A 14,693-nucleotide genomic window follows, 5' to 3' on the forward strand; every position below is an offset into this window, starting at 1 on the left:
AACGGTTCCGCACGATGAGCGTCAGCGACTCCTTCCCGCTGGGTGCCGCCACCACGCTCGACGAACTCGCCCGGGACCCCCATGCCCGACTGGCGCTGCTGCGGGCGTACGAGCCCGTGTCCTGGGTGCCGGAGCTGGGTGGCTGGCTGGTGACCCGCCGTGACCTGGCGCTGCACGTGATGCGGGACGCCGCGACCTTCACCGTCGACGACCCCCGGTTCTCCACCGCGCAGGTCGTCGGGCCGAGCATGCTGTCGCTGGACGGGGAGCAGCACACCCGCCACCGTGAGCCGTTCAACGCCCCCTTCCGTCCACGGCAGGTGCGCGACGGCTTCGCCTCGTTCATCGAGCAGGAGACCGGCCGGCTCATCAGCGCTCTGGAGCCGGCGGGCGCCGCCGAACTGAGACGTGCCTTCGCCGGACCGCTCGCGGTCGCCGTCGTGACCGAGGCACTCGGGCTGGCCGGGGCCGGCACGGACACGGTGCTCTCCTGGTACGACTCCATCGTGCGCGCCGTCTCGGACATCACCGCCGGACACGCGGCGGGACCCGACGGAACCGCCGCGTACACGGAGCTGCGGGCCGCCGTGGAGAACACCGTTGCCGACGGGGGCAGTTCCTCGCTGCTGGTCTCCGCCGCCGGGCGGCTGACGCTGCCCGAGGTGGCGTCCAATGCCGCGGTCCTGATGTTCGGGGGCATCGAGACCACCGAGGCGATGATCACCAATGCGCTGCTGCATCTGCTGAGCCACCCCGACCAACTGGCCCTCGTGCTCGCCGACTTCGAGCTGCTGGACGGTGCGATCGAGGAGTCGCTGCGCCTGGAACCGGGCGCGGCCGTCGTGGACCGCTACGCGGTGTGTGACACAGAACTGGGCCCCGCCACCATCCGCCGGGGCGATCTGGTCACCGTCTCCCTGGCCGGCGCCAACCGCGACCCTGCCGTCTTCCCCGAGCCCGACCGCTTCGACGTCCGCCGGGAGAACGCCCGCCTCCAACTGGCCTTCGCCCACGGCCCGCACCACTGCATCGCCGCCCACCTGGCCCGCCTGGAGACCCGCATCGCCCTCCAGTGCCTGCTCGAACGACTCCCCGCCCTCCGCCTCGCCCCGGACCGCCCCGCCGCCCCGCAGGGCCTGGTCTTCCGCAAGCCGCCTGCCCTGCATGTGCAGTGGGACAGCTCTCGCTGAGCGGCGGTTGCGGCCGTCATCGCAGCGCACCGCGGCGCCTCAGGGCCGTGGCCGAGCAGGATCCACCCAGGTGAGCCCGTCCTCCGAAGCCACCAGCCCGTCCGGCCGCACCGGTGTCTCCTCCTCCAACGGCCCGCCGAACACGCCTCGTTCCTGCAGAACCGCACCCTCCTGGAACACCTCGCGGATGGCGGCGGACTCGAAGAGCGGGTTGCGCAGGCCGTCGGAGTCGGGCAGCCGGCCCACCGCCGTGCCGAGTTCCGAGGAGGCCGTCGTCAGCCGGGCTTCCGCCTGCCCGAGCCCGCCGAAGCCGGCGTCGCCGGAGGCCAGACCGCCCACCAGTTCCACGAACGCCTCCAGTTCCGTCGCGCCCACGTTGGTGACCTTGCGGGCCTTCCAGAAGTAGGAGCGCTCGTCCTGGTGCATGTCGTAGAAGGAGACCAGGAACTCGTAGAACAGGCGGTACTCGTGCCGGTAGCGGGCCTCGAACTCGTCGAACAGACGCCCCTCGTCCAACGTCCCGCCGAGGCCCGCGTTGATGGAGCGGGCCGCGAGCAGGGCACCGTACGTGGCGAGGTGCACGCCGGAGGAGAGCACCGGGTCGACGAAGCACGCCGCGTCCCCGGCCAGCACCATGCCGGGCCGCCACAGCCGGGACTTCCAGTACGACCAGTCCTTGCGGACGCGGACCTGGTCGTAGGGCACCTCGGTGGCCCGTGGAACCCCCTGGAGGAGGTCGCGGACCTCGGAGCAGGAGTGGATCAGCCGGCGCCAGGCCGCGGCCGGGTCCCGCTGTATCCCGGTGGCGTTCTCCCGGCTCACCACCGCCCCCACGCTGGTGAGGTCGTCGCGGAGCGGGATGTACCAGATCCAGCCCTCGTCGAAGGCGGCGCAGAAGATGTTGCCGTCGTTGGGCTTCGGGAGCCGTTTGCCGCCGGCGAAGTAGCCGAACACCGCGATGTTGCGGAAGAAGTCGGAGTACGTGCGGCTGCCGCCGACCTCGGTGTGGATGCGGCTGCCGTTGCCGGACGCGTCCACGACATAGCGGGCCCGGGCCTCGCGGTGTTCGCCGCCGGGGCCGCTCCAGCTGACGCCCCGCACCCGCTCCTCGTCGCCGAGCACGCCTTTGACGCGGCAGTTCTCCCGTACCTCGACGCCGACCCGGCGGGCGTTGTCCAGCAGGATCGCGTCGAACCGGGACCGCTCCACCTGGTAGGCGAACGAGGTCGGGTCGGCCAGCCGGGGAGACAGGGCGAAGGAGAACTGCCATGGATCCCGGTTGCGGCCCCACCGGAACGTCCCGCCGCGCTTCAGCTTGAAGCCCGCCCGCGCGACCTGGTCCTCGACGCCCAGGATGCGGCACACACCGTGCACGGTGGACGGCAGCAGCGACTCCCCGATCTGGTAGCGGGGGAACGACTGTTGTTCCAGGAGCAGGACGCGATGCCCGCGCAGGGCGACAGCGGTGGCGGCGGTGGACCCGGCCGGACCACCGCCCACGACGATCACGTCGAACTCCTCAACCGTCCCGCGTTCAGTGGGGTGTTGGGCAACGGTCACTGTGCCTCTCCTAGGGAGTCGAGCCATGCGCGGAGGGCCGCCACGGTGGTCGGGGCGTGTTCCTGCATGAACGAGAAGTGGTCGCCCGGGACGTCGACCTCGGTGTGCGGCAGCGGCCAGGACGTCCGCCACTCGTCCGGGCCCGCGCTCGCCGCCATCTCCGGCGTGGGCCCCGTCGCCCGCACCAGCAGGGTGGGAGCGTCGACAGGTTCCGGATCCCAGCCGAGGAACATACGGGTGTACGCCCCCAGGGCGGCAACGCCCGCGTCCTCGTCCCCGGCGAACTCGGTGCCGTCCAACCGCGGCGCGATCACCGCGGGCAGCGCCAGCAGCCAGTCCTTGTCGCTGTTGCCGTCGTTGACGAGATACGTGTCCAGCAGCACCTGCCCGAGGGGGGCGGCCCCCAGCGCTTCGAGCCGCCGGGTCACGGCGTGTGCCACGGCGCCCCCGGTGCTGACGCCGACGACCACGAAAGGCCTGTCGCCCACGTGCCGCAGCACCGACTCGGCGTGGGTGAGGGCCAGGGTCTCCCGGTCGGCCGGCACCGCATCGCCCGCACCGATGCCCGGATGCGGGAACTCGAGGACGTCCGACTCCCCCTGGAAGCAACCGTGGAAGCGAGCGAACTCCCCGCCCGGCGCGCCGAACGTCGGATGGGTGCCGGTGAAGAACACGAGCACCGGGCCGCCGGCACCGGTGGCGCGCGGCACCGGCGGGATCGCGTGCCGACGACTCTCGCTCGCGTCGAACGTCGGAACCGCCCAGGACGACGTGACCAGCATCTGCATCGCGGCGACTACCTGACCCGCCTCGCAGACCCGCCGGTAGAGCGAGGACAGCGTCTGCGCGGGCCGCGGACCCGCGGTGCCCGCCGCCGCAGGCAGGTCGTCCTCCAGCAGGCCGAGGATGTGCCGGGCCAGCCCCTGAGCCGTCGGGTGCTCGAACACCACGGCGGCCGAAAGGCGCAGCCGCAGCGCCATGCTCAGCCGGTTGCGGACCTGCACCGCCATCAGCGAGTCGAAGCCCAGCTCGGCGAATGACCTGCCGGCCGGGAGCGCCTCGGCGTCCGGGTAGCCGAGCACCGCGGCGACGTCGGCGTTCATCAACTCCGTGAGCCTGCTCTCCCGTTGCTCGGCGGGAAGCCCGGCCAGCACCTGGCGCCAGGCTCCCGGCTCCCACGCCTGCTCGGGAGACCGGGCCTTCTCGGCAGCAGCCGTACGAGGGCGCACCAGCCCGCGCAGCAGCGGCGGCAGCGGCCCTTCGGCGGAGCGCAGGCCCGCCCGGTCCAGCAGAACCGGCGCCAGCACGGGCCCGCCGTCGCGGAGCGCCGCGTCGAACAGGGCCAGCCCCTGCGCCGTGGACAGCGGCCGGAGCGCATCGCCTTCCCGCCGCTGTGCCCCGGCCATACCTCCTGCGGCCTCCCACGGCCCCCACGCCAAGGACACGGCCGGCAGGCCGAGCCGAGTGCGGTGGGCTGCCAGGGCGTCCAGGAAGGAGTTGGCCGCCGCGTAGTTGCCCTGGCCCGCGCGCCCCAGCAGACCGGAAACCGATGAGAACAGGACGAACGCCGACAGGTCCAGGTCGCGCGTCAGTTCGTGCAGATGCCAGGCCGCATCCGCCTTCGGCCGCAGCACCGCGGCCATCCGCTCGGGGGTCAGCGCGGTCAGCACCCCGTCGTCCAGCACCCCGGCGGCATGCACCACGGCGGTCGGCGCGGGCACACAGCTGCCGATCACCTCGGCCAGCGCGGCACGGTCGGCGGCGTCGCAGGCCACGATCCGCACCCCGGCGCCCAACTCCTCCAGCGCCGTGCGCAGTTCCCCGGCGCCCGGCGCCTGCGGGCCGCGGCGCCCGGTGAGCAGCAGGTGTCGTACGCCGTACGAGGTGATGAGATGGCGGGCGAGCTCCGCGCCCAGAGCGCCGGTGCCGCCGGTGATCAGGACGGTGCCCGCCCCGAGACAGGCGTCCGCGGCTGCGGTGTCCTCGGCACGAACCAGTCGCGGCACGTTCACCTGGCCGGAACTGATGGACAGTTGGGGCTGTCCGGTGGCCACGGCTGCCGGCAGGAGCCGTAGTGACTCGGGGCGTCCGTCCACGTCGACGAGGACGACACGCCCGGGTACCTCGGACTGGGCCGTGCGCACCAGCCCCCACACGGCGGCACCGGCCAGGTCCGGGTCCGGCGCGGTGGCGTTGCGCGTCAGCACCACCAGGCGCGAGCCCGCCGTGCGCGGGTCGTCCTGCCAGTCCTGCAGCGCGCGCAGCACTCTGGCCGTCAGCGTGTGAACGGCGGGCAGCGGGTCCGGCTCCGTCGCCCCGACGGCCGTGATCACGAGGGTGTCCGGTTCGGCCACGGCGGCGGCCACGACGTCCGGGAGCAACCCGCACAGGTCCAGCTCGTCCGGGCCCAGGAGCGCCCAGCGTGTGGTGATGGCCCGTTCACCGCCGGACGGTTCCGCGGGCGTCCAGTCGGGGCGCCACAAGCCCTGCCGCACCACGTCGGGTCCGGCTGTCGGGACGGGTAGCTCCCGGGTGACGAGGGAATCCACACGCGCCACCGGGCGACCCGCCGGGTCGGTGATGGTCACCGAGAGCGAGTCCGCTCCGTTCGGGACGACCCGTACGCGTACCTCTGACGCCCCCACCGCGTACAGCCGCACACCGGTCCACGCGAACGGCACCCGGAGGGCCTCCGTCGCGGATCCTGTCAGCAACGGTGCGTGCAGCGCCGCGTCCAGCAGCGCTGGATGAATGCCGAAGCGCTCGGCGTCCGTCAACTCCCCTTCGGGCAGCTGCACTTCCGCGAAGAGAACATCCCCGCGCCGCCACGCCGACCGTACGCCCCGGAAGGCCGGCCCGTACGCGAGGCCGCCCTCGGCGAGACCTTCGTAGGCGTCCGCGAGGTCGATCTCGACGGCTCCTTGCGGGGGCCATGCCGTGAGCTCCGGGTCCGGGGGCGGAGTCTGGCCGGGGGCCGGGCCGAGCAGACCGGTGGCGTGTCGGGTCCAGGCGGGCTCTTCGTCCCCGTCGGGGTGGGCGTAGACGTCGAACGGCCGTCGGCCGGACTCGTCCGGCTTTCCTGCGACGAGGTGGACGCGCACCCCGGCGTCCGGGGTGAGGACGAGCGGGGCCACGACGACGAGTTCGTCGAGGGCGCCGCAGCCGACCTCGTGGCCCGCCTGTACGGCCAGTTCCACAAACGCCGTCGCGGGGACGAGGACCGCCCCGGCGATCACATGGTCGCTGAGCCATGGGTGCGTGGCCGGGGAGAGCCGTCCGGAGAACACCGTGCGGTCGGTGTCCGGCACGGTGAACGCCGGTCCCAGCAGCGGGTGTTCGCGGGTGTCCGCCACCGGGGTCGGGGTGCGCGGCGCGTCCAGCCAGTAGCGGCGCCGCTGGAAGGCGTACGTCGGCAGGTCCACCCTCCTGGCCCCGCTGTCCGCGAACACCGCGGGCCAGTCGACCTGCGCCCCGTGCACATGGAGGCGGGCGACGGCGGTCAGGAGGGTCTGCGGCTCGTGTTCGCCGCCGCGGGTGGCGGTGATGCACACGGGCCCGTCGTCGTCCGGGCCGGTCAGGCATTCCTCGACCGCCGCCGTGAGCGCGGGGCCGGGGCCGATCTCCAGGAACGCCGAGACGCCGTGGTCCCCGAGCCAGTGCAGGGCGTCGGCGAACCGCACCGGCCGGCGGGCGTGCCGTACCCAGTACTCCGGGGAACACAGCTCCGCGGCCTCGGCCGGGCGGCCCGTCACCGCCGAGACCACGGGCATCCGTGGCGGCCGGAAGACCAGGCCCTCGGCGACCCGGCGGAAGTCGTCGAGCATCGGCTCCACCAACGGCGAGTGGAAGGCGTGGGCGACCCGCAGGCGGACGGTCCTGCGGCCGCGCGCCTCGAACCCGGCCGCGACGGCGAGCACCGTCTCCCGTACGCCGGAGATCACCACCGAGCGCGGCCCGTTGAGGGAGGCGATCGCCACCCGGTCGCCGGCGTGCTCGAGCGCGGCGAGGACCTCTTCCTCCGTCGCATGCAGGGACATCATCGCGCCGCCGGTGGGCAGGGCCTGCATCAAGCGGCCGCGGGCCGCGACCAGTTCGGCCGCGTCGGGCAGCTCCAGTACTCCGGCGACATGGGCCGCCGCCAGTTCCCCCACGGAGTGGCCGGTCAGGAAGTCGGCCCGCACGCCCCAGGACTCCAGGAGCCGGAACAGCGCCACCTCGAAGGCGAACAGACCGGCCTGCGTGAAGTCCGTACGGTCGAGCAGGGCGGCCTCGGGTGAACCGCGCTCGGCGGACAGCACCTGGCCCAGCGGCAGTTCGAGACGGCCGTCGAGCTCCCGGCAGACCTCGTCGAAAGCGGAGGCGAAGACGGGGAACGCGGCGCGCAACTCGGCGCCCATCCGGACGCGTTGGGCTCCCTGCCCGGTGAACAGGAAGGCCGTGCGCAGGCCCGGGTCGGCGACGGCCCGCATCGAACCGCGGCCGTCGCCGCCCGAGGCGAGTGCCTCCAGGGCTGTCAGCATGTGCGCCGGGTCGTCGGCCGGCACCATCGCCCGGTGGGCGAGCGCGGACCGGGACACGGCCAGGGAGAAGCCGATGTCCGCCGCTGACAGGTCGGGGCGGGCCGTCAGGTGGTCGGCGAGCTTACGGGCCTGGGCCCGCAGGGCCGTCTCGTCGGCGCCGGAGAGCAGCCAGGGCACCAAGCGCTCCCGCGGCGGAGCCGCATGTCGATACAGCCCCGCGCCCTTCTGGGGCACTCCAGCTTGCTCCCCAGGCTCCTCCAGGATCACATGCGCATTGGTGCCTCCGATGCCGAAGGCCGACACACCGGCCCGGCGCGGCCCGGCGTCCGTCGCCGGCCACGGGCGGGCCTCGGTCAGCAACTGCACCCGTCCGGCGGACCAGTCGGCGTGCGGTGTGGGAGCCTGCGCGTGCAGGGTCCGGGGGAGTTCCTCGTGGTGCAGGGCCTGCACCATCTTGATGACTCCGGCGACTCCGGCGGCCGCCTGGGTGTGGCCGAGGTTGGATTTGACCGAGCCGAGCCACAGCGGTGGCCGGTCCTCGGGCCGCCCCTGACCGTAGGTGGCCAGCAGCGCCCGCGCCTCCAGAGGATCGCCGAGCGTGGTGCCCGTGCCGTGCGCCTCCACCGCGTCCACGTCCTGCGCACGGAGCCCGGCATCGGCCAATGCTTGGGCGATCAGCCGCTGTTGGGCCTGGCCGTTGGGGGCCGTCAGCCCGTTGGACGCGCCGTCGGAGTTGACCGCGGAGCCGCGCAGCACGGCCAGCACCGGGTGGCCGTGGCGGCGGGCGTCGGACAGGCGCTCCAGCAGCACCAGGCCCGCGCCCTCGGCCCAGGCGGTGCCGTCCGCCGCGGCCGAGAACGACTTGCAGCGGCCGTCGGGCGCCAGACCGCGCTGGCGGCTGAACGCCGTGAACGGCTTGGGCGTCGCCATCACCGTGACCCCGCCCGCCAGCGCAAGGGAACACTCCCCGGAGCGCAGCGCCTTCGCCGCCCAGTGCAGCGCCACCAGCGAGGAGGAGCAGGCGGTGTCGACGGTGATCGAGGGCCCGCGCAGGCCGTAGACGTACGAGATGCGGCCCGAGGCCACGCTGCCGGCCGAGCCCAGGCCCAGGTGGGCCTCCAGTTCGTGGGTGGTGAAGCGGGCGGAGTAGTCGCCGTGCATCACGCCCACGAACACGCCGGTGTCGCTCTCGCGGATCGTGGCCGGGTCGATGCCCGCCCGCTCCCAGACCTCCCACGAGGTCTCCAGCAGCAGCCGCTGCTGCGGGTCCATGGCCAGTGCCTCGCGCGGCGAGATGCCGAACAGTCCCGCGTCGAACTCCGCGGCCCGGTGCAGGAATCCGCCCCGCCGGGTGTATGAGGTGCCGATTCGTTCCGGGTCGGGATCGTAGAGGGCAGCCAGGTCCCAGCCCCGGTCGGTCGGGAAGTCGGAGGTCGCGTCCCTGCCCTCCGCCACCAGGCGCCACAGGTCCTCGGGCGATTCGACGTCACCGGGCAGCCGGCAGCCCATCGCGACGATCACCACCGGATCGTCCGTGCTCGCGTCCGCGGCGGAGGGCTCCTGGGCCGCGGCCGCCGGGGTGAAGAGGATGTGGTGCAGGTGCCGGGCCAGCGCGGCCGGTGTGGGGTGGTCGAAGACCAGCGTCGAGGGCAGCCGCAGTCCGGTCGCCTCGCCGAGCCGGTCGACGAGCGTGACGGCGCCCACGGAGGTCAGGCCGAGGTCCGTGAACGGGCCGTCGGCGTCGAGCCGTTCGTAGAGCCCGCCGTCGCAGACCGCGGCGGTCTCCGCGAGCACCGCCTCGCGCAGCGCGCGCTCCCGCCCCTCGGGCGGCAGGGACAGCAGCCGCTGTCGCAGCGCTCCCGTGGCGGCCGTGAGGGAGGACGGGGCCGGACGGGCCGCTCCCGTCACGACCGCATGGCGGGCGATCTTGCCGGACGCCGTGCGCGGTACCGCCGCGATCTCGCGGATCTCGACGGGCAGTTTGTACGCGGCCAGCCGCGAACGGCACGCTTCCAGGACCTGCCGTGGCTCGAACCCCTCCGGTCCCGGGACGACGTAGGCCACCGGGACCTCGCCGAGAACGTCGTGCGGGACGCCCACCACGACCGCGTCCCGCACACCGGGACAGCGCAGCAGGGCCTGTTCGATCTCCGTGGGGTGGATGTTCTCCCCACCGCGGATGATCAGCTCGCTGACCCGGCCGGTGAGGGTGAGATGACCGTGAGCGACGCGCCGGCCGAGGTCCCCGGTGCGGTACCAGCCGTCCCGCAGCGCGGCCTCGGTCTCCTCGGGACGGTTGTGGTAGCCGCTCATCAGGCTCGGACCGCGCACCCAGAGCTCGCCCTCGTCGCCGTCCGCGACATCGTTGCCGGAGCCGGGATCGACGACACGCACCTCCATGCCCGGCACCGGCGGACCGCAGGACCCGTCGACCCGCGGCCCGTCCGGACGGTTCACCGCGATCATGCCGCAGGTCTCCGTGCTGCCGTACGCGTCGAGGAGCGGAGCCCCCAGCAGGTCCTCCACCGCCCGGCGCAGCGCGGGTGCGCTCGGGGCGCCCGCCACGATGCAGGTCCGCAGTCCCGGCGGGGCCGGGGAGGGCTGTCCCTGGGCGGAGGCCAGCAGCTGGTGGTACGTGGCGGGCACCCCGGCCAGGACGGTGTAGGGGCCGCCCAGGTCTTCGCGCGGTGCGCGCAGCTCCCGCAACAGGCCGTCGGGCGGGAGGAGTTCGGCGGTGATCCGGGTGCTCGCGCCGACCGCGGTGACACCCAGGACGGCAAGGGAGTGCCCGAAGCTGTGGAACAGCGGCAGCGGCCACAGCAGCCGGTCGGTGCAGGAGAGCCCGAACAGCGGGGCGTAACAGGCCGCCGCCGACCACAGGGCTGCGCGCTGCGTGGACAGCACGCCCTTGGGGCGGTGGGTGGTGCCGGACGTGTAGAGCATCCAGGCGGGTTCGTCCAGGCCGAGATCGTCCCGGGGCGGCCCGGTGGGCGAGGGATCGGCGGCGATGGCGTCGAAGAGGACCGTGCCGTCCGGGGCGTCCTCGGGGAGCGGTCCCGGGCCGGTCAGCAGGATGCGGGGACGGCGCCTTCCGGGGGCCGGGCGGTGCAGCCGGGCCAGGTGCCCGGGGTCGGTGACGAGGACCGAGGCGCCGCTGTCCTCGAGGAAATGGGCGAGTTCCGCGTCGGAGGACCGGGGATTGAGCGGTACCCCGACCGCACCGGCCCTGACGACGGCCAGCACACTCTCCACGGTCTCGACACAGTTGCCCAGGCAGATCGCGACCCGCTCGCCCCGCCGTAGCCCGGTCCGGGCGAGGTACGCGGCAAGTCGTCCGGTGCGCTCCTCCAACTCCGCGTAGGTGACGGCGCGTACGTCGTCGGCGAACGCCACACGTGACGGTGCCTCCCCGGCGTGCGCTTTCAGCAGTTCCGGCAGCGGCCGGATCAGCCCGTCGTGCGTCATGTTCCTGCCCCTCCGGCGCGTGCTCGGCACGGCAGCCGTCAATCCCCTTGCAGGTCAATGACGTTGAGCCTACGGGGCAAAGGGCCGGGTGATCGAACATTCCGGCGGGGTGGCGCAAAGGAGGAGCCCCTTGCCTCTGTGGCGGGGCCCCTGCCCTCACTGCGGGTTGAAGTCCGACGGATCCCAGTCGTGGCTGCTCGACGGCTGCGGTGCCTGGTCCTGCATCTGCTCCGCGGCCACACGGGCTTCGGCCACGACGTCACCGCGCTCACGCAGCAGGCTCTCGTACACCGGTAGATGATCGTTTCCGCTCGGGTTGGATATCACAGTCTGGTCCTTCTCCGTGGTGAGCTGGTCGTGCGGGCCGGCCGGTCACGGATGCCGTGACCGACCAGCCAATAAATCAGGGCAGGCGGACCGAATCGAGGAGAAGGAGAACGCCTTCGGTGTCCATGATGAAAATGTCCTGTGGGCTCAGGACTACGCGGCTGTCACGGCCGTGGCGGTGACCGTGTTGTCGCACTCCGCGAAGACGCCGTCGTCCAGGGCGACCTGGTGTGCCCCGGAGCCCGGCAGGCCGACCACCAGCGTCGGGTAGGCGACCGGCGTCGCGCCGGACTTGCAGTAGCCGTCCGCCTCGCCCTGCACCTGGACGAAGGTCAGCTTCAGCCGGGCCTTGGCGCCCGGTGCCAGCTTGACCGGAGCGGCGGAGCCGGACGGCGTCACCTTCAGCGGGACGTTGTGCTCCGGGGAACCGTTGCCCGCGCCGGCCACGGTGGGGTGGCCCTGCAGGATGCACGGCTTGGCGGAGACATTGGTGAACTCGACCACCGCCGCTCCGGTTCCGGTGCCCTCCGGGCGGTCGGCGGCCTGGTGCGCCGTCACCTTCAGGGCGGTCACCGCGCACGTCTTCACGGCCGTACCCGTGGAACCGGACCCGGATATGGGGGATGCCTTCGCGGTCGGAGCCTTGGAGGTCGGCGCGTGGGAGGTTTCCTGGGTCGTCGTGCCCGGGGTGGTGGTGGGAGCGGACGGCGCGCTGCTCGGCGCCTTCGACGCCGTCTCGGCCGTCGCCTTGGAGCCGTCGGCCTGACACGCGGTCACCGACAGGGCGGCCACAAGTGCGGCGATCGCCGGCGCGGCCTTGCGGATGCCGTTCATGTACTGCATGGAGTCCCCCGAGTTCGGATGGTGCGGGGCCGGTCCTTCGCCGGCGCCCGGCCATGGAGACATGACTGCCTCACCGGGGGTTTCGCCTGTGGATCAGCTGTGACACGTGTGGATCTTCTGTGACAGTGCGGTGACGAAGGGCGCCGGTCCGATTGGCCGGCGCCCTCTCGCACGGGGTGTCGCGGGGGTCAGGCGGCCGCGGGCGCCTCCTCCGCGATGCCCACGGTCGCATCCTTGTCCGCCTTCCCGCGCAGCGCGATCACACTGAGGAGGCAGCAGGCCAGGGCCGAGAGACCGCAGATCACATAGCCGACGGCGTACCCGTTGCCGAGGGCTTCCAGGGCGAGGGGGACCGCGCCGCCCGGCGGGGAGGACGGCGGAACGGAGTTGGAGGCGAGCGGTCCGCCCTCCGCCGCCACCTGCCCGGCGGCGGCCTTGACCTCGGCGGACAGGTGCGAGGCGGCCAGCTTCGAGGTGAACTCGTCCGCCGCACGGCTCAGCGCGATCGCGCCGATGACCGCCGGGCCGAGGGTGAAGCCGAAGTCGCGCAGCAGGCTGGTCGATGCGCTGGCCATGCCCGCGTAGTGGACCTCCACCGTGTTGACGGCCGTCGCCGTGATCGAGGAGACCGTGAGCGCGAAGCCGATGCCGACCAGGCCGATGGGGAGGATGAGAGAGGTCAGGGCACGGTCGTGGACCGAGAGGGTGGCGGCGATGAAGTCTCCCGTCGCCATCAGCCCGAGACCGGCGCCGAGCACCCAGCGCGGGCTGACCTTCTCCAGGAGCCGGGAGATCAGCGGCATCAGCAGCAGCGTCCAGGCGTTGAGGAGAATGAACGCGAACGAGCCGCGCAGCGGGCTCTGGTGCTGGATCGGGCCGAGCCGGATGCTGGTCGCGTAGGCGGTGCCGAGGTAGCTGAACATGCCGACCACGGCGACGAACGACGCCACCGCGAACGCCCGGTTCTTGAACAGGTCGAGCCGGAGGAGCGGGGAGGCGGCCCGGCTTTCGGCCACGACGAACAGGCCGATGAACACCGCGGCGACCACGTACGCGATCACCACCGGCGTCGCGGTCCAGCCGTCCGCCGGGCCCTGGATCACCGCGTAGAGCAGGGCGAACATGCCGATGCCGATGGTGATCTGGCCGGCCAGGTCGAGTGAACGGCCTTCCGGGGCGCTGGAGTTGTGTGCCAGCAGCTGGCTGAGCACGGTGCTGATCAGGGCGAGGCCCGTGACGACGATGAACGCCCACCGCCAGGAGCCGTAGTTGCCGGTGATGCCGCCCAGGACGGGGGCGACGAACCCGCCGCTGGACAGGGCCGCCGCCCAGATCGTGATGGTGCGGGCACGGTCCTTGGCCGAGTGGGTGCCCGCGGCGATCATCGCGAGCGAGGTCGGGAACAGCGCCGCCGCACCCAGACCGGCGATGGCCTGGCCCACCCAGAGCATGTGGATGCCGGTGCTGGCGGCGGCCAGCGCCTCGCCGGCCACCAGCAGCGCACCGCCGCCGACCAGCAGCCGCTTGCGGCCGAAGAGGTCGCCGAGGACGCCGAAGGTCAGCTCCAGTACGGACACGGGCAGCAGGAAGGCGTCCGAGATCCAGGTCAGCTGCGAACCGACGGGATGCAGGTCCTCCTGGAAGAGCCCGTTCAGCGTGGCCGGCATGGCCAGGGCGATCTGTGCCAGACAGACCGCGAAGCAGCCGGCGATCAGGGTGCCGACGGGCAGACCGCCGGATGGTTGCGAGGCGGCGGTGGCGCCGGTTTGAGTGCGCGTTTCGGTGGACACGAGTGCTCCCCTTTGAGCGGCTGGGCGGCTTCGAGCGATGGGGGGACGCCAGGAACGCGATGAATGTAGGGCAGTTTTTCGACGGCGGTCAATAGATTGCCCAGTAACGATGGGCATGGCTGTGCCCGGCGGGTGCCACCGGAGGTCCGGGCGGTGTTACGGAACGGCCACCCGGATCACGTCGAGCGTGCTCGCGGCCGCCTGACGGGCCGGCTCCTCGCAGCGGCGCGCCAGCTCGTGGAACCGCTCCTCCGCGCGGGCCGCGGGCCAGTCCTCGGGCAGGTGCTCGGCGGGCAGATGCGGATCCTGGCGGACCTGGTCCAGCCAGTCGGTGTGCAGCAGCAGCTGCCGTACGAGGGCGTCCGCCGGCGCGTCGGCGTCCGTGCTCCAGCGGGCCAGGAACGCCTCGTATCCCTTGGCGACGGACTCCACGTCGAACGCCGTGTGCAGGACCGTCCGGGCGTCGGTCGGGGCGACGGCCGTCGCGCCCTGGAAGACGCGCAGACACGGGTCGAGGTCCAGCCCGGCGACGATCTCGGGCACGTCCACCGTGCCGGGCGCCACCCACAGGCCGTTCTGCAGCGGCCCGAAACCGCTCCACAGCAGCCGGGAACGCAGGTCGTGCCGCTCGCGCCGCCACGCCTCCGGGAGGGAGAAGCCGACCAGGGTCCAGGTGCCGTCCCAGGTGCGGTTGACCGCACCGGTGCGCCAGATCCGGTCGTGGCCGTCCTGCAGCACGCGGCTGGCGCGGGGCGTCGGGCCGAAGTACGTCTTACGCCCGCGCCGGTGGCGTTCCAGCAGGCCGCGCTTGACCATGCGGGTCAGCGTCGACCGTACGGCGTCCTCGGTGATCCCGGCCTGCCCGAACACGTCGATCAGACCGCTCGCCGACACGGCGACGTCCCGGCCCAGGGCGTGAATGCCGAAGAAGGTCAGCATCAGCGACTGCGGCCGGGGCGCGCTGCCCGCCTGGTCCGGCGGATCGAAGCTGGTCACGC

Annotated in this window: 7 protein-coding genes; 1 reads left to right on the forward strand and 6 read right to left on the reverse strand. The window is 72.9% G+C overall.

All coding sequences use genetic code 11. The features are described 5' to 3' along the window. Window positions 1–14 precede the first annotated feature (14 nt). Window positions 15–1,190, forward strand: coding sequence for a cytochrome P450 (locus ACIBW9_RS09150; RefSeq protein WP_398952828.1), 1,176 nt, complete (start codon window positions 15–17; stop codon window positions 1,188–1,190). Between the two features lie 39 nt (window positions 1,191–1,229). On the opposite strand, the gene ACIBW9_RS09155 is transcribed toward ACIBW9_RS09150, so the two are convergent. The 6 genes from ACIBW9_RS09155 to ACIBW9_RS09180 all read right to left on the reverse strand — a co-directional run bounded on the left by ACIBW9_RS09155 (window position 1,230) and on the right by ACIBW9_RS09180 (window position 14,691). Continuing rightward, on the reverse strand, window positions 1,230–2,750 hold the full coding sequence (locus ACIBW9_RS09155) for a tryptophan 7-halogenase (RefSeq protein ID WP_398952830.1): 1,521 nt from the start codon (window positions 2,748–2,750) through the stop codon (window positions 1,230–1,232). Continuing rightward, entirely contained in the window at window positions 2,747–10,735 is a 7,989-nt protein-coding gene (locus ACIBW9_RS09160) for a type I polyketide synthase (protein WP_398952832.1), read from the reverse strand. The genes ACIBW9_RS09155 and ACIBW9_RS09160 overlap by 4 nt, the downstream gene beginning before the upstream one ends. A 156-nt stretch (window positions 10,736–10,891) precedes the next feature. Continuing rightward, window positions 10,892–11,026, reverse strand: a complete 135-nt coding sequence (locus ACIBW9_RS09165; RefSeq protein WP_398952834.1) for a hypothetical protein — start codon at window positions 11,024–11,026, stop codon at window positions 10,892–10,894. Window positions 11,027–11,215: 189 nt separating this feature from the next. Then, window positions 11,216–11,968, reverse strand: coding sequence for a DUF4232 domain-containing protein (locus tag ACIBW9_RS09170; RefSeq protein ID WP_398952836.1), 753 nt, complete (start codon window positions 11,966–11,968; stop codon window positions 11,216–11,218). 125 nt (window positions 11,969–12,093) lie between these two features. Continuing rightward, window positions 12,094–13,695 (reverse strand): MFS transporter, encoded by a 1,602-nt coding sequence (locus ACIBW9_RS09175; RefSeq protein WP_398952837.1) that lies wholly within the window; start codon window positions 13,693–13,695, stop codon window positions 12,094–12,096. Between the two features lie 156 nt (window positions 13,696–13,851). Then, window positions 13,852–14,691 (reverse strand): PaaX family transcriptional regulator C-terminal domain-containing protein, encoded by an 840-nt coding sequence (locus tag ACIBW9_RS09180; protein WP_398952838.1) that lies wholly within the window; start codon window positions 14,689–14,691, stop codon window positions 13,852–13,854. Window positions 14,692–14,693 lie beyond the last annotated feature (2 nt).

Source organism: Streptomyces sp. NPDC049541 (genome assembly GCF_044465725.1).
Lineage (GTDB): Bacteria > Actinomycetota > Actinomycetes > Streptomycetales > Streptomycetaceae > Streptomyces.